At 42.6% G+C, this 23163-nt stretch carries 17 protein-coding genes; 10 read left to right on the forward strand and 7 right to left on the reverse strand.

Going from position 1 to position 23163, the window contains the following annotated elements; all coding sequences use genetic code 11:
• Position 1: 1 nt before the first annotated feature.
• Both V7K56_RS01230 and V7K56_RS01235 read right to left on the reverse strand, forming a co-directional pair.
• A complete protein-coding gene (locus tag V7K56_RS01230; protein ID WP_334906819.1) occupies positions 2-1567 on the reverse strand; it encodes an NACHT domain protein in 1566 nt (521 codons plus the stop codon).
• A gap of 354 nt (positions 1568-1921) precedes the next feature.
• Entirely contained in the window at positions 1922-2317 is a 396-nt protein-coding gene (locus V7K56_RS01235; RefSeq protein ID WP_334906821.1) for a hypothetical protein, read from the reverse strand.
• 80 nt (positions 2318-2397) lie between these two features.
• On the opposite strand from V7K56_RS01235, the gene V7K56_RS01240 reads away from it, so the two are divergent.
• From V7K56_RS01240 to V7K56_RS01265, 6 genes are all read left to right on the forward strand, one after another.
• On the forward strand, positions 2398-3144 hold the full coding sequence (locus tag V7K56_RS01240; RefSeq protein ID WP_334906823.1) for a GDSL-type esterase/lipase family protein: 747 nt from the start codon (positions 2398-2400) through the stop codon (positions 3142-3144).
• A gap of 388 nt (positions 3145-3532) precedes the next feature.
• Positions 3533-3967, forward strand: a complete 435-nt coding sequence (locus tag V7K56_RS01245; protein ID WP_334906825.1) for a hypothetical protein — start codon at positions 3533-3535, stop codon at positions 3965-3967.
• Between the two features lie 416 nt (positions 3968-4383).
• Positions 4384-5673: a cation:proton antiporter gene (locus V7K56_RS01250; protein ID WP_334906827.1), complete on the forward strand. Its 1290-nt coding sequence runs from the start codon at positions 4384-4386 to the stop codon at positions 5671-5673.
• A 426-nt stretch (positions 5674-6099) separates the two neighbouring features.
• Positions 6100-8289 (forward strand): cation:proton antiporter, encoded by a 2190-nt coding sequence (locus V7K56_RS01255; protein ID WP_334906829.1) that lies wholly within the window; start codon positions 6100-6102, stop codon positions 8287-8289.
• Positions 8290-8293: 4 nt separating this feature from the next.
• On the forward strand, positions 8294-8776 hold the full coding sequence (locus V7K56_RS01260) for a hypothetical protein (protein ID WP_334906831.1): 483 nt from the start codon (positions 8294-8296) through the stop codon (positions 8774-8776).
• A gap of 151 nt (positions 8777-8927) precedes the next feature.
• Complete coding sequence (locus V7K56_RS01265; RefSeq protein WP_334906833.1) at positions 8928-9755, forward strand: AMIN domain-containing protein; 828 nt, start codon at positions 8928-8930, stop codon at positions 9753-9755.
• Here the strand turns inward: V7K56_RS01265 and V7K56_RS01270 are convergent.
• Both V7K56_RS01270 and V7K56_RS01275 read right to left on the reverse strand, forming a co-directional pair.
• On the reverse strand, positions 9738-9986 hold the full coding sequence (locus tag V7K56_RS01270) for a hypothetical protein (protein ID WP_334906835.1): 249 nt from the start codon (positions 9984-9986) through the stop codon (positions 9738-9740). The genes V7K56_RS01265 and V7K56_RS01270 overlap by 18 nt on opposite strands.
• 72 nt (positions 9987-10058) lie before the next feature.
• Positions 10059-11978, reverse strand: a complete 1920-nt coding sequence (locus V7K56_RS01275; protein WP_334906837.1) for a transketolase C-terminal domain-containing protein — start codon at positions 11976-11978, stop codon at positions 10059-10061.
• A 294-nt stretch (positions 11979-12272) separates the two neighbouring features.
• Between V7K56_RS01275 and V7K56_RS01280 the strand changes: the two genes are divergently transcribed.
• Positions 12273-13037, forward strand: coding sequence for a DeoR/GlpR family DNA-binding transcription regulator (locus V7K56_RS01280; RefSeq protein WP_334906839.1), 765 nt, complete (start codon positions 12273-12275; stop codon positions 13035-13037).
• 407 nt (positions 13038-13444) lie between these two features.
• Here the strand turns inward: V7K56_RS01280 and V7K56_RS01285 are convergent, their stop codons facing one another.
• Entirely contained in the window at positions 13445-13984 is a 540-nt protein-coding gene (locus V7K56_RS01285; protein WP_334906841.1) for a DUF3172 domain-containing protein, read from the reverse strand.
• A 354-nt stretch (positions 13985-14338) separates the two neighbouring features.
• On the opposite strand from V7K56_RS01285, the gene V7K56_RS01290 reads away from it, so the two are divergent.
• Positions 14339-15166, forward strand: coding sequence for an ABC transporter permease (locus V7K56_RS01290; protein ID WP_334906843.1), 828 nt, complete (start codon positions 14339-14341; stop codon positions 15164-15166).
• Positions 15167-15174: 8 nt separating this feature from the next.
• On the opposite strand, the gene V7K56_RS01295 is transcribed toward V7K56_RS01290, so the two are convergent.
• The gene (locus V7K56_RS01295; RefSeq protein WP_334906845.1) at positions 15175-15684 is read right to left on the reverse strand and encodes a hypothetical protein; all 510 of its coding nucleotides are present in this window, start codon (positions 15682-15684) and stop codon (positions 15175-15177) included.
• Positions 15685-16012: 328 nt separating this feature from the next.
• On the opposite strand from V7K56_RS01295, the gene V7K56_RS01300 reads away from it, so the two are divergent.
• Positions 16013-16672: a hypothetical protein gene (locus V7K56_RS01300; RefSeq protein ID WP_334906847.1), complete on the forward strand. Its 660-nt coding sequence runs from the start codon at positions 16013-16015 to the stop codon at positions 16670-16672.
• A gap of 147 nt (positions 16673-16819) precedes the next feature.
• On the opposite strand, the gene V7K56_RS01305 is transcribed toward V7K56_RS01300, so the two are convergent.
• Entirely contained in the window at positions 16820-17878 is a 1059-nt protein-coding gene (locus tag V7K56_RS01305; RefSeq protein WP_334906849.1) for a glycosyltransferase family 4 protein, read from the reverse strand.
• A gap of 616 nt (positions 17879-18494) precedes the next feature.
• Between V7K56_RS01305 and V7K56_RS01310 the strand changes: the two genes are divergently transcribed.
• Entirely contained in the window at positions 18495-23156 is a 4662-nt protein-coding gene (locus tag V7K56_RS01310; RefSeq protein WP_334906851.1) for a DUF4347 domain-containing protein, read from the forward strand.
• Positions 23157-23163 lie beyond the last annotated feature (7 nt).

The raw sequence follows: 23163 nt of genomic DNA on the forward strand, positions 1-23163 counted from the left end.
ATTACGCCATCTTCCTTACAAGGTAGTCTGCAATGCGTTGATTAACCTCTTGAAATAGCTTTCGTTTAGAATCCAGAACCCGTTTTACTTTCAAGAAGTCTAAAAAACTAGCGTGATAGATGCTGTAGCAGAGTTCTCCCTTTATATCCTGCGGCTTCAAATATTCAACCCACTCCTTTAAAACTGATTGCACATCCAATTCATCCTGTTCAGCAATATCCGCTATCATCTCACAGGGAATTGGTGTACCAATCTCCACTAAAATAAACAGGATAAATACTTTTAATTCTTGGGATTTTTCTTCCATCCCCATGCGCTGCCAATGAACTTGATAATAATCTTGTAAACCATCGGGTAATTGCTTTAAATTCAGGTCTTTATAGTCACCTTTAGCAATTCCTGGCAAAATATAACGCAAGTACATGAAATTATTTTCACTTTTAGTTGCTACTTGCTCAACAAAATCGTTATCAGAAATATTGCGGTCTTGAATCCATTGTCTAAGTGCATTTTTATAGTCTTTATCATCATTTAAAAAGAAGCGAATATACTCTTTGATATCTTCACGACTCAAATTAACATACTGACTTCCCCTTAAATCTAGCTCCTCTACCGGGACATCTGGTGCAGACAAGCGTTTTTTATCTATAGTATAGGGTCGTCTAGTCAGCAGAAAATAGACACATTCAGGAAGTGACGGCGGTAAATCTAAAAGATTTCCCCCTGCTTCTTGTTCTACTTCATCCAAAGCATCAACTACAATTACAAGACGATCGCCAGTAGGCAGTTTTTTGCTAACCTGTTCTAGTAAATCAGCTAAATTAGCCTTCTCGGCATTCTGCAACTGGTAACGCTTAATTAATTGTTTGCGAATACTTTCCAGAAATAGCTCCGCTCGATTGCGACCATCAGAGCGAATATTAAAATAGCATGGTGATTTATTGTCCCAGACATATTTTGCAGCAATGGTACTCTTCCCCATCCCTGCATCACCCACCACTGTGAAGTAACCACTGCGATTTTTGTCGCAAAATTGTTTAAATTTATCGAAAACAAACTTACGACCGCAAAAAGAGCGAATTTTTTCTCTAATTAATGACTTAAATTCTGCTGGATACTCGTCTAAATTCCAATCAGGGAAAGGTTCAAACTCTTTGGATTTGCTTTTTTTGGCAACCTTAATAAATATTTCGCCAAATTCTTCTAACTCAGAGTGCAACTCAATTCTCAATAATCGGATATCATAAGCTAAATCATTCCCCTGCAAAAACTTTTCTACTTGCTTGTAGAAACCCAAGGGATTATTAGAAGTATAAGCACTCCAAAAAGCCTTTTTAATCTCTCTTTCTCGAAAAAGATTGAGAATTGCTTCCGGCTTACCCACGCCATACTCAATTAAAGAGTAAACATAAACCCCATCAACATCTTTGGGTGGTTGTACTGGGTCAAAATCGTATTGTTTTAAGGTTCTGACTACAGTTTCATTGCGTTGAGCTTGATTAATAACTAGAGAAGCCGCAGGTTTAGCAATACTTTTAAGTGCATTAACTACAAGATCAATATTCATCTTTGCTAGCAGTAGATATAACTTTTACACCTGTAACTTATCCTAACGACAGATGCCAAAATTAAGCAAATACACAGTTATATAATAGCGATACCTTTCCTTCTTTACGAGAGACTGCGCCAATGGAACGTTACGCATAGCTTGTTTAAGACTGGGAGTACGATAAGCTGCGCTAAGGCTCCTTCTTCTCTTTTCCTCAGTGTCCTCTGCGCCTCTGCGGTTCGATTCTCAAACTCATTTATCGCAGTATGAGCGCTCACTTATACCTAAAATAAAATGAAATATGGTGCCGCAGCTACGCCCATCGTAGACATTGCATAGACGTTTTCAGTACCAAACCCCAAACTTGAGCTTTTAAACCGCAAGTTTCAGGCTCAAAGGTGCAAGTTTCAGCATAAAAGGTGCAAGTTTCAGGCTCAAAGGTGCAACGTTCAAGCTTAAAGGTGCAAGTTTCAGCATAAAAGGTGCAAGTTTCAGGCTCAAAGGTGCAACGTTCACCCTCAGAAGCTCAACGTTCACCTTCAGAGGCTTAACATTCACCCTCAGAGGCTTAACATTCACCCTCAGAAGCTCAACGTTCACCCTCAGAGGCTTAACATTCACCCTCAGAAGCTCAACGTTCACCCTCAGAAGCTCAACATTCACCCTCAGAGGCTCAACATTCACCTTCAAAGGTTCAACATTCACCCTCAGAGGCTCAACTGTGGCAATAATTAACCTTGCAACCATCTCAACAAGTAGAAACTCCATAGATGCTTGGACACTAAAGATAGCCATCTATGGTATAGAAATGTATAGAATCTTGTAAAGATATAAAATATAGTTTTTAAATGCACACATTTCTAGCTTCTTCCTCAATGCAGCTGTCTGTACCACCAAATCACTTTCAGCCTATGAAGATTGTCGCACTGGGGGATAGCTTAATTTATGGATTCGGCGACCCGGAAAAAGGAGGCTGGATTGAGCAACTACGGCGATGGTGGATGTTGCCGGATAGTGCCGGTCATGTTCTTTATAATTTAGGGGTAAGAGGCGATCGCACGCAACAAGTAGCCCAAAGGCTAGAAGTTGAGTTCCGCCACCGGGGTGAACTGCGAAACCGTGTCCCCGACTTGATTATTTTATCAGTAGGCGTAAATGACTCAGCGCGGTTGGCGCGTCCCGATGGCCGAAGTTACACAGATTTTACCTTATTTGAAAAGGAAATTGCGTCTCTGCTAGATTTAGCACAGCAACTCTGTCCTGTGTTATTTGTAGGCATGGTGCCAGTAGATGAAGCCAAAATGCCATTTTTAGATTGTTTTTACTATAATCATGCCGACCAGTACCGCTACAAAGAAGCAACTCGAATTGCTTGCACCAAACGGCAGATTCCCTATTTGGATATTTTTGAGCAATGGACGGAACGTGGTGAAAGTTGGCGACTCAAACGCTTGAGTGAAGATGGACTTCATCCCAATACACTAGGTTATCAAGCTTTGTTAGAAGATGTAATCAATTGGGATGCCATACTTTCAATGGACTTTGCAAATGCAGCTTACCATTCTAAATTTGATTATCACCTTAAACCATCCTAATAATATAGATGTGTTGGTGCTTTGAGGCTAGTACCGCAAGGCGGAAGTCAAAAGTCAAAAGTCAAAAGTCACGCATAATTGTATTCTAAGCTTTTGCGCCATTTGAAATGGTGAGGCAGTCCGCAGAAGAGGGGGTTCCCTTCATGAGGAACTGCCGTTAGCGCAGCGTCTCGTAGAGAGCGTCACTCGTTCGCCCTTGGCGTTCCCGAAGGGTATGGGTATGTTTATTTCCGCTGTGCTGTACTAGCTAATATTCTCGTATTTGCAATCCTCGTAAAAAGCACCACAATTTTTCTGCATTTTTAATAAAAGCGAGTCTAAATCTATTTAGAAAAACTCTAATTTATCTATATTATTCATAACTCCTAACTCTTAACTCAGCACTCCTATGACACCAACTTTATTTGGTCGCTGGCAAACTCGATTATTATTACTGGCAACTGTCGGCGTACTCGTATCTTTACCTTTTGCAATAGGTTGGATTGGCCCTGGTGCTAACTCGGTTTATTTTTGGATACTTGCTTATGTCGCCATCTTTGGCATAGGCTGGGATGTGCTTTATGACTATTTGCAAAAATACCGTTGGGATAGGGATTGGCCCGCAGTTTATCAACTCTTGGCTGGTATATGGGAATTAATATTTATATTTTGTGGAATCAAACTATTTGGCTTTTTACCAATATCTTTACCTAAAGAAGAACTGTCAACAGGAACTTTTTTATTGCACTATAGCATCGTGTGGATAGCAGTTTTTATTAGTTCCCAAAGCCTAATGCGAATTATTTTCCCCCGTTGGCGTTTTCGGGGTGGGGAGTGGTTGTAAAATCTCAAATCATCGAAACTAATTGAATCAAAAATTATAGCAATTATCAGGTAATTAAACTGTCAGTATCCGCATTTGTACGTACTGACACTCGATTGTAATTTAAATAGATAAAAAAGTTAAAAATTGTAAATTAACAAATTATAAAAAATCATATATGGCGGTTTTAGTTTGGATGCAATATCTTGTATTGACGTACAGTTGTCTGCGTTCCTAAGAATAACATTGCAACTGCTACAACTTTGGAAATCAAAGCAACACATTGCCTGTTGTATCTCATTAAATTAAAAACAGCTATTTTATGCTTACAAAATTGGCACTTGTGCTGATGTATTAATCATATATGAGTAAAAACAGGACAAGCTTTGGAGTCTAGAGAGATTCTTCAATGCAGAGACGCAAATTAAGGAAGTGCAATGTCAAATTTTGATCTGGTTATTCGGCTATTTCTACAACTTACAGTTATTTTAACCACTTGTCGCATTGTTACAATTTTAGGACGCCGCTATTTTGTTCAAACGGATGTTGTTTGCGAAATGATTGCAGGTGTCATGCTAGGGCCATCACTTTTAGGATTGATTGCACCAGATTTTCAGCAATGGCTATTTCCTAAGCTTCCCATCATCACTGCTGTCGGACTTAAGATACCCAGTCCATCGATGTCGATTTTATATGCTATCAGCCAGATTGGGTTGGTAATTTATATGTTTTTGATTGGTTTAGAGTTTAATACCAAACTTTTAAAACATCATATCAAAAGCGCAAGTTTGCTATCTGCGGCTGGGATTATCACTCCCTTTATTTTAGGAGCGATCGCATCTTTTTGGTTTTATCACAATGGTGATTTCTTTCAACCAAAAGTCATGCCTTGGTCAGCGGCTTTGTATCTCGGTGCGTCGATGACAATTACGGCTTTCCCGATGTTAGCTCGTATTCTTTACGAACGTGGTCTTGCACAAACTCGCTTTGGTACTTTGGCTTTAGGTGCAGCATCTGTAGATGATGCAGTTGCTTGGTGTTTGCTGGCAATTGTGCTTGCTAGCGTGAAAAATTCTTTGAGCATTGCCATATTAGCAATTGGTGGTGGCATTTGCTATGTGCTATTTGCAATTTTTCTCGGACAACCTCTATTAAAAGCATTCACACGCATGACAAAACGCGATGTAGGTGTGAACAAACAAACCCTAACTTTGATGTTGATAATTTTGATGTTTTGTGCATGGTTTACTGATGTTACAGGCATCTATGCAATATTCGGTGCTTTTGTGTTGGGAGCAGTGACACCACGCGGAGAATTCGCCCAACAAATTTGCCAATATACAGAGTTTTTAACCACTTCTTTTTTGTTACCAATATTTTTCGTTTTCTCTGGATTAAACACTCAAATTGGCTTGGTAAACACACCTACTTTGTGGGGAGTGACGCTGTTAATTATTGCGATCGCAATTCTTGGTAAAGGTGTCGCTTGTATGTTAGCTGCAAAATTAGCCGGGGAAAATTGGCGCGAATCTGCAACTATCGGCGCTTTGATGAATGCTCGTGGTTTGATGGAGTTAATTATCCTCAACATTGGTTTAGAACAAGGTATAATTACCCCAACTTTATTCACTATTATGGTTATTATGGCAGTCATTACTACTTTGATGGCATCACCACTGATTGCCTTTTTATTGCACGGTACAAGCTATGAGAAATATTCTACATAAGTAAATTTAAATATAAAATTAATTACTTAATAATTGGGAAAAACTCTCTGCTTTGACTCTAACTAGAGCAATTCTAAACAAGTTATAAATAAAAAGATCCCCACGTCTTCAAGAAGTTGGGGAGCTAAATACTTTTAGCAAAGAGCAAATCAAATTACCATATCACTATTTTTTTATGGCGTTTAAGTTGTACTAACAAATGACTAACTATTACCTAAATTTATTAATAATGGTAATTAGAAAGTTATTATCAATTGAGCTACTAAAATCATCAGAATTCATGTTTTACGGCTGAACTGCATCGTAACAATAATTAATATAACAAGAAAGCAGAAATTACTCTTGGTTATATTTAACAAGCTTGACATTTCCCAGTCTTTTAAAGAATTATCTTAGGGAAACCAGATAGTTAATTTTAAGGAAACCATGCACACAGTTATTCTTGTTCTGGTTGAGGTGCTGATTGTTATTGGGCTTTCACGGCTAGTAGGACTAGCATTCCGTTCCATTAAGCAACCACTGGTTATTGGTGAGATTGTCGCCGGGATTATGCTTGGCCCATCTTTATTTGGTTTAATTGCTCCTCATCTAGCAGTTACCTTGTTTCCACCAGAAACTTTTCCTTTTCTGAATGTTTTGTCTCAGGTGGGACTAATATTTTTCATGTTTCTGATTGGGTTAGAACTAAATCCCAAATATCTCGGCGGTCAAATAGAAGTAGCAGTTTTGACTTCTCATGTCAGCATTTTGATGCCGTTTTCTCTAGGAACATTGCTAGCTGTGGTACTTTATCCTCTAGTTTCTGACGCTAGCGTATCTTTCACCGCCTTTGCTTTATTTTTAGGGGCGGCGATGTCAATTACTGCCTTCCCTGTGTTGGCGCGAATTATTACTGAAAACAATTTACAAGGAACGCGTTTAGGAACGTTAGCGTTAACTTGTGCAGCCGTAGATGATGTGACAGCTTGGTGTCTCTTGGCGGTAGCGATCGCAGTTGCTCGGACTGGCGACTTTGCTGGTGCCATACCCACAATTATCGCCAGTATCGTCTACATCGGCTTGATATTGACAGCAGGTCGTTGGTTCCTGCAACGCCTTGCCAAACATTACCTCCGTACGAGACGACTCAGCCAATTACTGCTAGCTGGGATTTATATGGGTGTGGTTGCGTCCGCACTAATCACCGAACTAATTGGGATTCACTTAATTTTCGGGGCATTTTTGCTGGGAGCAGCCATGCCCAAAAATGAAGATTTAGTGCGGGAATTGGCCGTAAAAACGGAAGATTTTGTCTTAATTTTCTTGCTGCCTATATTTTTTGCCTACAGTGGTTTAAAAACGCAGATTGGCTTGCTTAACCGTCCCGAATTGTGGCTTTTGTGTGCGTTGGTTTTAGGAGTGGCGATCGCAGGTAAATATGTTGGTACTTATGTAGCGGCCCGTATCAGTGGAATTAATAAACGGGAAGCCTCGGCACTCAGTTGGTTAATGAATACTCGCGGTTTAACCGAACTGATAGTGCTAAACATTGGTTTAGAGTTAGGGGTAATTTCCCCCTTAATATTTACCATGCTAGTAATTATGGCATTGGTAACTACCTTCATGACCTCGCCACTGCTGGAATGGACATATCCGAAGAAGCTAATTAGGTTAGATGTGGTGGAACCGGAGTTAGAAGCACAAACAGCTACCAGCGCTACTGGTGCCGAAACTTACATTCGTCCCTACCGAATTTTGGTGCCAGTGGCGAATCCGAGTACCCAAAAAGGCTTGCTACAGTTGGCAGCAAGCATCGCTCTCAACTCTCAACATCCCGCCGTTGTTAACCCTCTAAGCTTGATTGAATTTGAAGAAGATTATGCCTTTGAAAGTACGCCAGTTGAAGCAGACCGATTAATTGCCCAGCGCCGCCAGCAGCTAGAAGAATTGATTAATACTCTCGAACCAGTTGAAATACGCTCTCATGTGCGTCCAATCGTTCGCATATCTAGTAATGTTGCACGAGAAACTGCACAGATTGCCGCACTCAAACAAGCTGATTTAATTCTTGTCGGATGGCATCGTCCAGCTTTTAGTAGCAATCGCTTAGGTGGAAGAGTTGGTCAAATGCTCACTACTGCGCCAGTTGATGTTGCAGTGTTTATAGACAAGGGAAGCGATCGCTTAGAAAGCTTGTTAGTGCCTTATTCGGCAAATATTCATGATGATTTAGCGCTAATAATAGCTCTGAGACTGCTAATTAACCGTGAGACTTGTGTGTTACAGGTTTTACAGGTTGTACCCGAAAATCAGCTCAAGGATGAATTGAGTTACGAATTAAATACGATGATGGAGAAATTACCGAGTAGTGTACGCGATCGCATTGAAATCAAAATTATCGAAGCCCCAGAACCAATCCAAGCCGTAATTCAAGCCTCAGAAGGTGTTGACCTAACTATTGCTGGCACCAGCCGCGCTTGGGGTATTGAGCGTCAAACCTTGGGAAGATATACAGATCAACTAGCCATCCAATGTTCCTCCTCCTTGCTGATTACCCGTCGCTACAGTCAAGTCACCGCGCATCTGGCTTCCGTACTTACTGAAGTTAGTAGTCAAGAGCCAACATTGAGGAGTTGAGAACATGAATCATTTCAACTTCAAATCTTTAACTTTTTACGGAGTAGCAATAATTTCAGTACTACTATTGTTTAAAACTGTTAGTGCTTACGGAGAAAACAATCTCAAGGCTCCTCCTCCTATTAGCGGTCGGTATCGTCTGACCCTAGCGGAGAATTTGCCTAATTGTGAAAAATCGGATACTCTGACGTTAAACATTGAGCAGTCAGGTATTTACTTAAATGCCTCTGTATTACCGGCAAGCGCTAAAGCCGACACTGACGAAAAGCACTCTCTGGCAGGCATTTTCAGAAATCAACAATTAAATTTATCTGGGAAAGTAGGCAGATCAATCCTTTGTAATATTCCTCGCCCTCAAAACGATCCTCTAAACTCAGTCACAATTCAAATGCAACTTGTGGATAAAGCTAATATGACAGGTCAATTAACTGTAAATGGTATTCCACAAACTCTAAAATTTACGGCTGTGCCCCAAAAAGCCAATTGAATGGGGAGTGGGTGGAGACGCGACGCCAGTCGCTACAACGGGGGGAACCCCCGCAACGCGCTGGCTCATTAATCGCGTCTACGGGATTGGAAGCGCGAAGTAAACAGCAATGTCAGCGCATTGTATGGGTTTTATGGAGCAAATAAACAGAATGGATCGGAGACTAAAGACTAAGCAATTTTATCAATCAGGCAAGCAGCTATTTAGCATCAGTATATTAGGTTTTTATGCTGTGATCGCCCTCGAAACTTGTACTACTGCTGCTACACCAGGGGCAAAGCTAAATAATTGGCGTTTTTCTCCCAAGACACAGCAACTCGAAATTACCCTTTCAGCAGGCACAACCCCTCGTTATTTCTACTTGGCACAACCCTCTCGTCTAGTTGTAGATTTACCGAATACTAAGTTGGGCAAAATTACCACGCAACAAAATTATTCTGGAGCAATCAAAAGCATTCGCATTTCTCAACTGAACGCGAAGGATACACGCATTGTCTTAGATTTAGCAGCAGGAACTGTTTTTAATCCCAAACAGGTACAACTGCAACCTGTTTCCCGAAAAAACTCCACTCGCTGGGTGTTACGTCCGGTTATTTCTGGTAAAACTACTGCTGTAAAACCAGGAAAGTCCGCAGCTTCAGCCAAGAAACAACCTCAAACACTCCAAAAGCCGCCTAGTAACCCACCCGTAACTACTAATTCACAATCGCCCTCACTCACAGTTCCGCCTCCATCCAATCAACTGCCCTCAACAACTACTAACTCAGGGCAGCCTTTTGTCACCGTACCTCCTTTAAATCCAAATACATCCTCTCAACAACCTGCTTCGATTCTTCCCCCTCCTTCTTTCCCAAATCAACTCGATAATTTAAATAACATTCCTCCTTCGGGAATATCGGAATTTCCAGTTCCAACAATCCCCAATGCTCCCGATCCTCCAGTGATCGAGTTTGGTCAACCTTTACCCAAAACTAAATAAAATATAGGGAATTGGGTATGGGGCATGGAGAAGAGACAAGGAAGAGGGGGAAGACAAGGAGAGAAGTCTGAGCGCCGACTTCCGGCGTTGGCGCAGCCCGCCGTAAGCATCAGAACTTCGGAGAAAAATTGATTCAATAATTCCCCCTTGTCTCCCTTGTCCTCCTTGTCTCGCTATTCCCCAGTCTCCAGCGATCGCATCTTTCTTCATCAGATCGCTCGTACTTAGCACTCCTGAAGGGCATGGGGCATGGGAAATCGAACCAATGCCCCATTTGCTATGCGCTATGCCCTAATAAATGAATTATTTTTTTCCAACTAACTCCTTCACCTTGTTGATGATGCCGACTGGATCGATACCTTGATATGGGTACTGTTCCCACAAACCGCCGCAACCTTCTTTATGAGTTCCAAGATGGGCATATTTGGGAGTCAACCCCCGCTCTAGCAGCCAAGAGCCGAAACGACTACCTAAGCCAGTGCGACGGTTGAAGGGTTCTACTACAAGCACAAAAGGAGCATTACCAACTTTGGTAATTATTTCTTCATCAATGGTGTTTAAAGTTGGTTTGTTAATTAAACCAATGTCTAACCCTTCTTGCTTCAGACGCTCTACAGCATCAACGGCACGGTAGAGAGCATCACCAAAACTGACAATGTAGCCTTGCGTCCCTTCTCGTATAACCTCATCTTTACCAGGAACAAATTTGTAGCCACTTCCAAAGAAGTCATTGCCGTTGCTGTCCTGAATATTGGGCACTTTGGAACGGGTGGAGAAAATAAACCGCAGTCCCGGCTCAAAGAACACAGCTTCTACACAAGCTGTCATTTGATTATTATCTGCCGGGAAGTACAACTGTGTTGGGTAGCCATCATCTAAGCCATTGTCGGCAAACATATTATTTATACCAAAGTGGCAGCTGTTATCTGCCATGTCATCTATACCCGCATGGGAAAAATGACACAGAACATTGGAATAGTTCAGCCGTGCCATCGTGATTTCTGAGATACACATTTCTAAGAAGGCGCTGAAGGTCGCAAAAATACCTTGCTTGCCCTCGTCCATCCCGAATCCGGCCATAGCAGAGAAGTTGCTCCGTTCCATAATGCCGGAGGAAATAAATATTTCTGGGTATGTTTCATGAATTATCTTCAAACCGCAGGAGCCTTCTAGATCGCTATCAATGACCTTGACTTTTTCTTTACGCTCCCCTTCACTCATGCGACTGAGGACACCCACTACGGCTTCACCAAACACACTGCGGTTAGCGCCCCATTTGTCACTGGAACCCAGAAACGTATATGGTTGTTTGGGTTTCTCAATACTTTTAAGGTATTCGACAGCCGCAGTTTGTCCGCGAGATTCTAGATACTTAACTGCTAAATCTAGAGGAATTACATCATGACCATGAATGGAACCTTCTAAACCTTCAATACCAGGACACATCGGGCGTTTATTGATTAGAGCGATCGCTCCGGGAGTATTCACAGCTTCACAAATACGACGGTATAAATCGTCTAAGTCTTCCCCGTCTCCCTGAAGTACTTTCAACCCGTGACCTTCTAAGGTTTTGGCGACACTAAAACCGGGTAAATATTTAGAAGGATGTCCAGCGATCGTGACATCATTGTCATCAATGAGTAGCTTGACATTAAGATGTTGAGCAACAGCCAAGCGAGCAGCCTCGGCATCATTGCCTTCTTGCTGCGATCCATCAGAACCGAGACAGAAAACAGCTTTGCCTGGATTCGCCATTGCCACACCATTGACGTAAGGCCAAATATGCCCCAAGCGCCCAGAACTAAATTTCACACCAGGAGTTAGTTTTAGTTCCGGGTGTCCCGGTAAATTGGAATGTGCTTGCCGATAATGTAAAAGTTGCTCGGCAGGTAAATCACCATGCAATGTTGCCATTAGATATTGGGTGGCGACTCGATGTCCTGCTTCATCAAAGAAAATTGGCACAAATTGCTCCGATGCTCCCCGGAAAAAAGCATCAAGGATCATCACCTCTGGTACTGTATCGTATGGCCCGCCAGTATGACCGCCGACTCCGCTAGCAGCACCAGTCGCTGTAAAAAAGACGATCGCATCTCGGCAAAGTTGAATATTCGCTTTGAGAGTATTTCGTTGTTCATCTGTGAGGCTGGAATTTGCGGGATTGAACGCTAAAGGCTTGTAAGCACCGAGATCAATTGCAAATTGGGTATTCGTAATAGTCATGGTTTCTTGATTGAATAAAAAACAATTTGAACAGACAAAACGGGCGATCGCACTACAAAAAAATTGTTAAAACCCCGATGGGCAACAATTATCCAAGCTCAAACTAACCACTCAGAACCATTGTGGAACCGTGTGATATCATCAAATGCCAAAATTAATACATGCAATTGTGCATGAATGTGCTTGAATTCAATTGAAGTTACGGATTACCGTACAAGAACTTGCATATCAATAAGTATAAACTCACAAACGTGCAATTTCAAGTCCAAAAACGCAATTTCAGGAAAATTAATTATGCTAACTGCTGAACGACGACAATTCATCTTAGAAATTCTGCGTCGTGATAAAAAGGTACTTTCGACAGAACTTAGTGCTGTTCTCAAAGTTTCTGAGGATACGATTCGCCGAGACTTGCGAGAACTGGCAGAAACCGGACTATTGCAACGCGTTCATGGAGGAGCGCTCCTGAAATCTCCAGCCACCGCCAGTTATGCCGATCGCCAAAAGCAAGCGCCAAAAGAAAAGGAAGCGATCGCTCGCACAGCAGCAAAATTAGTTTGTACAGGACAGGTGGTGATTTTAGATGGAGGTACGACAACTCTCCAAGTAACTCGTCATTTGCCTTTAGATTTGCACGCAACAGTGATCACAAATAGTCCGCCAATCGCCGTTGCTTTAGCAGAACATCCCCATATAGAGGTTGTGATGTTAGGTGGACAACTCTACAAAAAAGCCTTGGTGAACGTCGGTACTGTCACAATTGAGACATTACGGATGATTCGTGCAGATTTGTGTATGTTGGGAGTTTGCAGTTTGCATCCAGAAGTTGGGATTAGTGTACCTAACCTAGACGAAGCCCACGTCAAACGAGCCATGATTGCTGGCTCGGCTGAGGTAGTCGGATTAGTAACAGCAGAAAAACTAGACACGGCTGCTCCTTATCTAGTGGAGTCTATTCATGCCCTGACTTACCTAGTAACAGCACCGACAGTACCTAATAATATGCTGAGTGCCTATAAAGCTTTAGGTTTGACCATTATACGTGATGAGTACGAGTGATTTGATGAAAGCAGATGCGATCGCGGGGGACTAGTACCGCAAGGCGGAAGTTAAAAGTCAAAAGTCAAAAGTCAAAAGAAATAAAGCGTAAAGGTTTTGTTGATTTGAAATGGTGAGGCAGTCGCTCAGAGGGGGTTCCCACGCCAGTTGCTTGGCTGTCGGCAGAGCCGCCCAACGTACTGGCTCCCCATGAGGAACTGCCGTTAGCGCAGCGTTAGCAAGCCTGCGTTCGCGGAGCGTCTCGTAGAGAGCGTCACCCGTTAGCGAGTCCTCGAGCGTCAGGGGTTGTTTATTTCCGTAGCACTGTACTGGGGATTAGGGAATAGGGAGACAAGGAGGACAAGGGAGAATTATTGAATCAATCTCTCCCTTGTCTCTTCTCCATGCCCCATTCCCCATGCCCAAATCTAAAATCTATCCGTTTCTTGAGGTGTTCCAACTGCTCCCGGTTGAGCGGTGAAGAGGTTTTGAGCAGCTTCATTTTGATATATACATCTAATATCAGGTTTGTCACTGTCCAAGTTACCTGTGAAACCAAAGGTGTTCAGGCGATTTTTGCAATCTCTTACCTGCTCGGATGTCACTAGCTTACGTTGCTCTAAAAGCGCCCAGTTATTTTGTCGCAGCACGCATCCAGGACGCATACTAGGCTGGGAAACATAGACATTAAAGGGGTTGAGAGTGACAAACAGTCTAGCGTCCATCACCATCGCGCTGGCTCCGTACTGCACGCAAATTTCCGGGTTCGGTGCTTTGGTGTCTATAAATTCACGGGAAGCCACATTTGATGGTGCCAATGTGGTTGTAGAACTAAAAGCAATGCCAATCCCAATTCCCAAAATTAACACCCCTCCCATAATTGCGATGGTGGTGAAGTTAAATAGAGGGGATTGGAAAATAGAGGGTTTAGAAGTAGTAGCCGATCTACCAGTAGATTTACGTCTCATTGTTGCTTAATCACCTTCACGCCGATTTGGGAGAGAGTGGTCTAAAGTTTTCTCCTTCTTTCAGTATGCCTATTCTTGACTGTAATTGCCTATGACTTTCTCTGCGAGCTTCTTGTTAAATGAGAAAAATACTAGTTTATCTAGATGTTAGGACAAAATTTTAATACTTTTAATTGTTATCAGATATAACTAATTGAGTTTTCACAATTAATCTAGTCAGAATGCTTAAACTATCTAACTTTTGTTGTTAATTTTCAATTTTTAGGATGAGATATTTTTGTTACCCTTAGCAATTAATGTGTAAAATAATATAAATTAACACTTAATGAAATTTTAATAAGTAATTGAAAGCACGTGACATCTCAAAGAGCGCTACCTTCGGGCAAAAGGTTCAAAACTTCGCAACTTCAAATCTTCCTAGCTGATAGTCTGACTATTTTTTGGGGAGATTGGTTAGATTTACGCGTGAGAATCCTACCAGTTGCTGCATCAGGCTTAATATCGCCACTGATATATATTTTAGCTTTTGGCTTGGGTTTGGGTAGTTCCATCAAACCCGGTTCAGGAATTAGTGGTAACTATGACAACTATTTGGAATTTATATTACCAGGAATGGTGGCATTGTCGTCGATGACGGTTAGCTTTGTTGGAACGACATTTTCAATTTGTGGAGAGAGACTATTTACCAAAACCTTTGAGGAATTGTTGTTAACTCCTATACATCCTTTAGCTTTGTACATCGGTAAAATGCTGGCGGGAGTCGTGCGGGGTTTGATGACTTCTGCTTCGGTGATTTTGGTAGCGCTGCTGTTGAGTGGAAACTGGAATTTTCTCAACCCACTATTTTTACTGTTAGTGACACTGAATTGTGCGGTATTTGCTGGAGTGGGGGTGATTGTAGGATTGAGTGTGCGATCGCTCGAATCAGTCGGACTCTACAATAATTTTATCATTATCCCCATGTCCTTCTTAGGAGCGACTTTCTTTGACCCTGCTACACTACCAGCGGCTCTGAAAGTTTTAGTTTACCTGTTGCCACTCACCTACGCCAGCATCGGACTGCGTGCAGCTGCCCATCTACCCTTGTCTCAGTTTCCTTGGTACAGTATACCAATTTTGTTGGTAGCTGCGATCGCTCTTTCTTTATGGGGTGGTTATAAGTTTGCTCATCAACAAGATTAAAGCCTTGATTACAAACTGTGCTTCAACTGTTGAATTTTCTGTAAAACTTTTTCCCGATGCTGCGTCAGCTTGATCCATCTGGGTAGGCGACTGGCAAGGCTGCCATTATGCCAGCCTAATGATTCGTCTGGCAAGCGTTCTCGCAACCTTGATTGAACATAGCTTTCCAGGAAGTTCAAATGAGCTTCATTATATGCCCATAGCACCTGACCGCAACAAGAAGTTTGTAGCCACAGGGGTAAGCCAAAAAAATGGTCTAATATTCCATAGCGAGAATTTCTTTTATTCCTGTAATTGTTCTGCCACAGTAACAATGCGGCTTTTCGATTGCCATCCTTTGACTGTTGTTTTGTATAGCTACAGTGCTGACAGGTAATTCTTTTGATGCAACTGAGACTTGATTGCTCAGAGTTTACAGTCAATATCTTGGCAATGCGATTGCATTGGGGACAATGTACTAAAATTTCTTGCTCAAAATCAGCAAGCCGTTTGCCATAGTCTCTAAATCTTATAACCATTTCATCTCAAACCTCCTATGTAGCGTGCCCATAAGTCATTAAGAGTCAGGATAATTACTTATAACTTACATATTGTCTAATCTGTACAATGCATAAGTTCTAATTTGGATTTTTTATAAAGATTGCGTGAAATTACTAGTTATCGTGATAAAGCATTACAAGAATTGCTTTATAAATCAACCTATGAGTAAATATCAACTCAGTGAGCAAGCACACATTAACCGCTATTTATCTAGCAGGTAGATAGCAGTTGAAAAGTGAGTTTTTGCTGTTTGATTTAAATCATCTGGTATAGCATTCTGTTAATCAATATCCAAAGGACACAAATATGACTAGAATTGCCACAAAAATAGCCTTGCCTGTTCTCGGAGCAGCAGGAATTAGTTTTTTGTCTTGGACACCAGCAAGAGCCGTCATTTTTGTAGAACCCATTGTGACGACTAAAAATCAAGATGTACTCGACGCAAAAAAACCAAGAAGCCTTACAGATTACCTACCAGGGCAAGTAATAGAATATGGTGTTCCAGATGTAGCTAATAACTTTCTAAATGCCACTGGTTACGATATAAACAGCTTGGTCTTTGATTTAAAAACGCTGTCCTATAGTAATCCGAATTCTACTCCACCATTTGATAATGAACCTGTGCAATGGGGAGATGTTAATGGAGATGGGAAGATTGGTAACTCTGCTAACCCCGATTTAAAGGATGTTTTTACAGACATTACCATTGCTGGTAGTACTATCACTTTTAGTGGTGGCGTCATCCCAAACGGAACTCTGTTTTACAATCCATTCGCTACCCTGCCTAATCTAGCGCCAGGTGCTGGAATCATTCCACCAATTCCAGCAGAGCAAGAAGATAAAGATGGACCGATCAGAGTGGCTGCTTATTATACCGCCGTTCCTGAATCAACTAATATTTTGGGTGTACTGGTCTTTGGCGCTTTAGGCGTAGCTTTCAAACTAAAGCGATCGCTGCTCTATTAATTCTGTTACTAAGGACTGGGGACTGGCGAAGAAGCAGGGGAGTAGGGAGCAGAAGAACTGGGGACAAGGGGGAATTATTGAACAAATCTTTCCCAAGTCTCCCCCCTCTCCCATGTCTACCTTGTCTCTTCTCAATACCCCATGCCCTCATTCTGTAATTAACTCCCGATACACTGTCATTGTTTCCTGATGAACGCGGGCAACACTGAGCCTCTCTAGGTTTTTCTTTGCCCGCTGTTTCCACTCGTCCAGCATCTCGGCATTACTCAGTAATTGCACTAAAACCTCAGCTAAAGCATGACTATCTTTTGCTGGTACTAAAAGACCTGCTCGCCCGTTGTCTAAAGCTTCAGGAATCCCGTCTACCTGAGTACCGACGATCGCAGTTCCAGTTTCTCTAGCTTCCGAAAGCACCAGAGGGCAAGGGTCACGGTGGGAAGCTAGCACAAAGATGTCACAAGATATCAGATAGCGTTGAGGTTCTGGTTGGAAGCCTTCAAAATGAATGCGTTCCTTTACAGAAGTTGCTTGTGCCTGTGCCTCAAATAGCTGCTTATCAGGGCCATTTCCTACCAAATAAAGATGGGCTTGGGGAAAATCTGAGGCAATTTGTTCAAAGGCAGCAATTAACTCAGCAATTCCCTTGCGTTGATACATCCCGGCTACAGTGGCGATCGCTGGATGCTGTAATGGTAAAGGTTGATAATCTTGAATTTGTCGGGTGCGGGGACTGCCTAAAGTTCCGTTACATACTACCCGCAACTTGTTTTCTGGAATACCACGCCTAATCATCGAATCACATACAGCCTGACTGACAGCAATTACTCTGTCAGCTAAACCCATCAGTAGGCTAGCACGCTGAAATTCATTGTGGATTGTAGAAACTAAAGCATATTTGTGTCCTTTAAAAATGCGTGCTAATATTATCCCCGTCATCATGTGGGCATGAACAATATCCGGTTGAAATTCAGCTGCGATCGCTCGGTAACGTATAGCTGCTTTAATCGTATTTATCGGTTTTCTGCTTTGGTTTAATTGGTAATGCTTGACACCACAAATATCTAGTAAAGCCTCGTATTCCCCACCAGCAGAAACAACCGCGACTTCATAACCAGATTTTGCCTGTAGACAAGCTAGATCCACAGCCACATTCACAATACCGTTACCTATTTCTTGAACGTGGTTCAAAATATGTATGATTCGCATAAGCTTTGAAATGTGTATAAAAAATAAAGATAAGTAACTGAATAGAAATAAACATAATTATTAAGGTCTTCAACGACAACTCAAAAGTAGTCAGTAGTGCGTAAAATTGACCACTTGCTACTTGACTTATAGCGTTTATAACCAGTTACTTAGCTTAAAGACTTATTCAGTAACGCCTTGATAAATCGGGGAAAAACTTCAAAATTCTGAATATGCTATTTTTTGAAGTCGCTACAGCCTTATTTTCTATTTCCCAATACTCTGGTATTGAACTCTAATACATCACAGCAGATATATAAATTCCATTTAACACAGCAGCCAAAACAGAGAATAAAAATCTTTTGATTTTTGAGTTTCAAGTACTCCAGGTTGCAACAAGTCAAGCATCGCATCCTTGTTAAATCCCGCGTTTTGCTCTCTTGGTAACTCAGTAGTTCATTTATGGGCACTCCTGAAACACTGCTTTACAAAAACAGCAATTGGCCTGATGATAGAAAAAGGAAATTAATGGTAACAAATAATTCATTATTACTGTTAATAATTGTGTGAAAACCCTGTAATGACAAAGCTTCAGTCAGTTTGAGTTTAACTCATAACCTTAGTTTAAGGTAACAAAATGGCAACGTTACATACTACACACTTCCACTTAAATTCCGTAATTACCACCTTATATACGCATAACCTGGTCTTCATTGACACGGCAGTTGAAGACTACCAGAGTTTAATTAACGATGTTATTCCCAACACCGAAGTATTCGTTATTGATCCGACACAGAACGGTGTTAAGCAAATTACGCAGATTTTGGCAACTCGCGCTGACCAGAATCTTAGCAATATTCATATTGTTTGCCACGGTGCCCCTGGTAGTTTGCAACTGGGTAACACTCACTTGGGACTTGATACCCTCGAATGCCATAGCCAGCAACTGCAACAATGGCAGAAGATATTTTCCGCCTCATCTAAAACCGCTAAACCATTAGTTACATCTGCTACAACAGTAGCCAATTTACTCATCTATGGTTGCAACGTAGCTGACGGTGATCTGGGGGCAGAATTTATTGGCAAACTGCACCAACTTACAGGAGCAAATATTGCTGCTTCGCGTCAGCTGATAGGCAGTGCGGCATTAGGCGGCAATTGGGATCTGGAAGTCCGCATCGGTGATATGGAAGTGACTCTAGCGTTTTCAGAAACGACGCGGGAAGCTTACGCGGGAGTACTAGCAACCTTTACGGTAAATAGTACCGGGGACGCAGATGATGGCGATCCGAATAATAGTATCACCACACTGCGGGAAGCAATTAACTTAGCTAATGCGACTGCTGGAGATGATGCGATCGCCTTTGGGGGAGTGTTTACTGATACCACCCCAAATGTAATAACCCTTACCTCTGGAAAACTGACCATTACCGATGATGTGAGCATCTTGGGAACAGGTGCATCTCAGCTTACTGTGAGTGGGAATAATACTTCCAGAGTATTCGAGATATCGGGACTAGCGACAGGTGTTACTATTGATGGCCTGGCGATCGCTAGCGGCGGTATTCAAATCAATTCAAATTCCATCCTCAGCCTGACAGGAAGCAGTATTTCTGGGAATACAGAGGAAAGCGGCATCTCTAATAACGGCATCCTCAATCTAACGGGAAGTACTGTCTTTGGTAATACCAAAGGCGGAATCTATAACAGTAGCATCCTCAGCCTTACGGGAAGTAGTGTTTTTGGCAATACGGGTGACTTCGGCGGTGGCATCTATAATGACGGTTCCGGTGCAAGCGTCGGTACTCTCAACATCACGGCAAGTACTGTCTCTGGCAATACGGCAAACTACGGTGGCGGCATATACAATAAAGGCGGTACTCTCAAGATAATGGCAAGTACTGTCTCTGGTAATACGGCAAACTATAACGGCGGTGGTGTCGTTAACGCAGATGATGGTGGCTATTTTGGCGGTTCAGCTACTCTAACTAACAGCACCATCTCTGGGAATACGGCGAATGATGAAGGTGGTGGCATCTATGATTCTGGCAGCTATACAGGCGACGACCTCACTTTGATCAACACCACAATTACTAGCAATATAGCCGATTCAGATGGCAATGGTGTTGGCAACGGTGGAGGTGTTGCAAGTTATGGTAGCCCCATGAAGGTTAGTAACACCATTATTGCAGGCAACTTTGATAATTCCACCTCTGGTGATATACACCCTGACGTGTCTGGTAGTGTCACTGACTCTGGCAATAATTTGATTGGCGATAATACTGGTAGTACTAACTTTACCACCAGCACTCTCATTGGCACAATCGCCAGTCCCATTGATCCAAAAATCGGGCCACTGCAAAATAACGGTGGGGCAACCTTTACTCATGCCTTACTTGCAGATAGCCCCGCTATTAATGCTGGCAATAATTCCCTAGTTCCTGCCGATGTCAGCACCGATCAAAGGGGCGCTGGATTTAACAGGATATCCGGCGTTGCAATTGATATTGGTTCTTATGAAGTCCAGCCTACGATAATTACGCCACCTGATAATCCTGATCCCCTCGTACCCACCATCAGCATCAGCACAACAGATAACACTGCTGATGAAAACAGTGGCAATACTGGCACTTACCGCATCAGCCGCAGTAATAGCAGTGGGACATTAACAGTCAACTTCTCTGCTAATGGAAATGCAAGTATTGCAGACTACAACCTAAGCATAGGTGGCAACTTTGTCAGCGGCAACAGTATTGTGATTGCTGATGGGCAAAGCTATGTAGATATCACCCTGACACCTGTCAATGATATTCAGGCAGAAGCGGCAGAAAATCTTACCCTCAGCTTGGCAGCAGATTCAGCTTACCAAATCGATGATGTGGATTATAGTGCCACAGTAGCGATCGCAGCCAATGATTTAGTAGTGATTAACACCAATGATTCTGGAGACGGGTCGTTGCGGCAAGCTATCCTCAATGCCAATGCTACTGCTGGGGCAGATATTATTACCTTTGCAGGAGTTTTTAGTGATGCCACTCCAGATACGATCACCCTCACCACAGGCAAACTAACAATTACTGATGATATTACCCTTTTGGGGACTGGGGCAGCAAATCTGATCGTCAGTGGAAATAATGCCTCCGGTGTGTTTGAGATATCGGGGACAGGGACAGATGCCAGCATTAATGGCTTGAAGATTGCTAATGCTAACGATCCCTTTGGTGGTATTTTGCTTAATAACAATACTAGCCTCAACTTGAGGCAAAGCATTGTCTCTGGCAACAGGGGGGCGGTAGGCGGCATCTTTAACAAAGGCACTCTCAGTCTGACGGGAAGCACTGTCTCTAGTAATAAGGGTTCATCGTTAGGCGGAGGCATATTTAACAAAGGCAACCTCAGCCTCACTAACAGCATTGTCTCTGGCAATAGTGCATCTACCGGTTACTCCTCTGCCAGCGGTGGTGGCATATTTAATACAGGTACTCTCAGCCTGACAGGAAGCACTATCTCTGGTAATGGGGCTTACGCCAGTGGTCTTAATCGTTATGGGCCTGACCCTTACCCTTCCTATGGCGGTGGTATCTTTAACTCTGGCAGTGTCAGCTTGAGTAATAGCACTATCTCTGGTAATTCAGCACTTTCTGGAGGCGGCATATCTAACTCAGGCATCCTTAACATCACCAACAGTACTGTCTCTGGCAATAGGGCAAGTGGAGGGGACGGTGGCGGTATCTCTAGCTCAGGTATCCTCAATCTGAACAGCACCACGATTACCAATAATACCGCAGAAGACCTTTACAACTGGGGAGGCGGCACTGGTGGAGGTGTTTCCGCTGGCGGCACTGTCATCGTTGGGAACACGATTATTGCAGGTAACTTTAACAATAGGGGTATCTACGGCGGTGACATCAACCCCGACGTTTCCGGCGACTTCACCGACGACGGTAATAACCTGATTGGAGATAACACTGGTAGCACTGGCTTTACTACTAGCACCCTTGTCGGCAGCAGCGCTAACCCTATTGATCCCAGACTCAGCCCCTTGCAAAATAACGGCGGTGCAACCTTTACTAATGCCTTAATTAGCGATAGTCCCGCCATTAATGCAGGGAATAATGCTCTGATTCCAGCAGGCATCACCACCGACCAACGGAGTGCTGGATTTGACAGAATATCTGAGGGTACAGTTGATATTGGTGCATTAGAGTTCAATGGGCTGAATGGAACCAATGGCGCTGATAATCTAGTGGGCAATAATTATAGTGACATAATTAACGCTCAAGCCGGCAATGATACGATCGCAGGTAATCAAGGCAACGACATCTTAACTGGTGGCGGTGGCAAAGATGAATTTGTTTACAATTTAGGTGATGGTGTTGATACCATCACCGATTTTGGTGGACTAGGTAAAGGCTCAAATCCCTCGGCAGCAGTTATTGGCGAATTGGATACTCTAAAATTCCAAGGTGCTGGATTAACTGCCCGAAATCTGCAACTCACCCAGAATAACAACAATCTGGAACTCACCTTTGAAGGCGTAGCTGATGACAAAGTTATCCTGCAAAACTTTCCTCTGGAAAACTTAGACAACCTATGGGCGGTGGGCAATATCCTATTTGATAGGCAAAGCAGCATTCGTGACAGCTTTGATGTCTTCAATGCCAACTCTACTCAAAACACCATTTTCAACAAAAACACAGTCACCTTTCTCAATGACCTAAACAATAATGTCAATGGTTTTGACAACTCAGATGATGTCATTAATGGTCAAGGGGGTTATGACCGCATTGACGGCTTAAGTGGCAACGACCTTCTACGTAGTGGTGCAGGTTACGAGGGGGATACCCTCATTGGTGGTGCTGGCAATGATACACTCTTTGGTGGTGACGGTCTGGATAGCCTCATCGGAGGTGCTGGTAATGACATCCTCTTTACTAGTGGGCGTGGTGATAGCCTGATTGGAGGTGCTGGTAATGACATCCTTGTTGCTGATGGTGTTAAGGATATTCTGACTAGCGGTAGCGGTAATGACCAGTTCGTTTACCAAGCTTCTAGCATTGATAATACGATTACTGACTTTAATCAGAGCGAGGATAAGTTAATCATTACTGACTGGCTTAAAAATCGGGGCTACACTGGCAGCAATCCTGTAAGTGATGGCTACCTACTATTTGTCCAATCGGGTACTTCTACAGAAGTTAATTATAATTACGGTAAGAGTGATTATACTACCAGATTGGTAACTTTGGATAATTTCACAGCTACCAATCTGGTAGTTGGTACTAACGTCATCGTCTAGCACTCAG

This window comes from Nostoc sp. (assembly GCF_036917535.1).
GTDB lineage: Bacteria > Cyanobacteriota > Cyanobacteriia > Cyanobacteriales > Nostocaceae > Nostoc.

Coding starts and splice junctions, on each gene's coding strand:
- V7K56_RS01300 (WP_334906847.1), top strand. CDS start 16,013: ATGACTAGAATTGCCACAAAAATAGCCTTGCCTGTTCTCGGAGCAGCA.
- V7K56_RS01260 (WP_334906831.1), top strand. CDS start 8,294: ATGAATCATTTCAACTTCAAATCTTTAACTTTTTACGGAGTAGCAATA.
- V7K56_RS01230 (WP_334906819.1), bottom strand. CDS start 1,567: ATGAATATTGATCTTGTAGTTAATGCACTTAAAAGTATTGCTAAACCT.
- V7K56_RS01305 (WP_334906849.1), bottom strand. CDS start 17,878: ATGCGAATCATACATATTTTGAACCACGTTCAAGAAATAGGTAACGGT.
- V7K56_RS01275 (WP_334906837.1), bottom strand. CDS start 11,978: ATGACTATTACGAATACCCAATTTGCAATTGATCTCGGTGCTTACAAG.
- V7K56_RS01255 (WP_334906829.1), top strand. CDS start 6,100: ATGCACACAGTTATTCTTGTTCTGGTTGAGGTGCTGATTGTTATTGGG.
- V7K56_RS01265 (WP_334906833.1), top strand. CDS start 8,928: ATGGATCGGAGACTAAAGACTAAGCAATTTTATCAATCAGGCAAGCAG.
- V7K56_RS01295 (WP_334906845.1), bottom strand. CDS start 15,684: ATGGTTATAAGATTTAGAGACTATGGCAAACGGCTTGCTGATTTTGAG.
- V7K56_RS01240 (WP_334906823.1), top strand. CDS start 2,398: ATGCACACATTTCTAGCTTCTTCCTCAATGCAGCTGTCTGTACCACCA.
- V7K56_RS01285 (WP_334906841.1), bottom strand. CDS start 13,984: ATGAGACGTAAATCTACTGGTAGATCGGCTACTACTTCTAAACCCTCT.
- V7K56_RS01235 (WP_334906821.1), bottom strand. CDS start 2,317: ATGGAGTTTCTACTTGTTGAGATGGTTGCAAGGTTAATTATTGCCACA.
- V7K56_RS01280 (WP_334906839.1), top strand. CDS start 12,273: ATGCTAACTGCTGAACGACGACAATTCATCTTAGAAATTCTGCGTCGT.
- V7K56_RS01245 (WP_334906825.1), top strand. CDS start 3,533: ATGACACCAACTTTATTTGGTCGCTGGCAAACTCGATTATTATTACTG.
- V7K56_RS01250 (WP_334906827.1), top strand. CDS start 4,384: ATGTCAAATTTTGATCTGGTTATTCGGCTATTTCTACAACTTACAGTT.
- V7K56_RS01310 (WP_334906851.1), top strand. CDS start 18,495: ATGGCAACGTTACATACTACACACTTCCACTTAAATTCCGTAATTACC.